The organism is Nonomuraea sp. B12E4 (assembly GCF_039871825.1).
Classification (GTDB): domain Bacteria; phylum Actinomycetota; class Actinomycetes; order Streptosporangiales; family Streptosporangiaceae; genus Nonomuraea.
Genome location: NZ_JBDPME010000084.1, coordinates 1 through 1,272 on the forward strand (window position 1 = coordinate 1; position 1,272 = coordinate 1,272).

At 65.0% G+C, this 1,272-nt stretch carries 1 protein-coding gene; it reads left to right on the top strand.

Translation table 11 applies throughout. The annotated features are described in order from the left end of the window. Positions 1-1,041, top strand: a 1,041-nt coding sequence (locus tag ABGB18_RS49305; RefSeq protein ID WP_347702656.1) for an IS701 family transposase, incomplete at its 5' end; no start/stop codon positions are given. Positions 1,042-1,272: the final 231 nt, after the last annotated feature.

A 1,272-nucleotide genomic window follows, 5' to 3' on the forward strand; every position in this document is an offset into this window, starting at 1 on the left:
CGGAAGAACTCCGAGACGATCGCGGAGTACGCCGGCGAACGTTGCCCCTCCGCGCTACAGCGGTTCGTGAGTTTGACCCCGTGGGACGCCGACGAGCTCCGCGATGACGTACGGGCCTATGCGCTGAAGCACCTGGCCGACGAGCGGGGGATCTTGATCGGCGATCCCACCGGGTTCGCCAAGAAAGGGCCGAAGTCCGCCGGGGTCCAGCGGCAATATTCCGGCACGCTGGGCCGGATCGACAACTGCCAGATCGGCGTGTTCCTCGCCTACGCCAACCGATCCGGGGACCGGGTGCTGATCGATCGGGAGTTGTACCTGCCGGAGAAATCCTGGTGCGCTGACATGGATCGGCGGCGTGAGGCACGCATTCCCGACGAGGTGGGCTTCGCTACGCGTCCGCAGCAGGTCCAGGCCATGATCGAGCGGACGGTGGCGGCTGGGGTGCCGTTCGCCTGGTTTACCGCCGATGAGGAGTTCGGCCAAAATCCCGGCCTGCGCGCCTTTCTGCAGGAGCGGGATATCGCGTACTGCATGGCCGTACCCAAGACCACCGACGTGACGACCGGGAGTATCACGACCGCCGCCGGCTGCCGGACCCGTATCGAGGACATCGCCGCCGGACTGAAACCTTCCGCCTGGTCCCGCCGCGCCTGCGGAATCGGCACCAAAGGCTTCCGGGTCTACGACTGGGCGATGGTGGATCGCGGTGACGGCCACCAGTACGTGATGCGGCGCAACGTCTCCGATGGGGAGCTGGCCTACTTCCACTGCTACAACCCGCGGGGAGAAGGCGCGTCGGAGCTGGTGGCGGTGATTGGTTTGCGTTGGCCCATCGAGGAATGTTTTGAAGCGGCCAAGCAGGAAGCCGGGCTGGATCAGTATCAGTTCCGGCTGTATCACGCGTGGTACCGGCATGTGACGCTGGCCATGCTCGCCTTGGCCTTTTTGGCCATCGTCCGGCACACCGAGAAAAAGGGGGCCCACTGCCTGTGGACAACGTCCGGCGATTCTGGACGCAGATCCGGCGAACCCGCCTGAACCGGGCCTGCCACAGGCCCTGCCGGCGGCCCGTCCCATCCAGCGCCTGATCCCCTTGACCATCGCTGAGATCCGACGGCTGTTCAATCTCAACCGCAACGATGATCACGTCGTTGAGCTGGGCCTTTACTGGTCGGAGCAGCGCCGCAGGAAGCAATCCCGAGCGCGCAGGCACCACTTCATCCAGCGCCTGCGCCTCCAGGTCCTACAGATCTAGCGGAGTAGTACTAG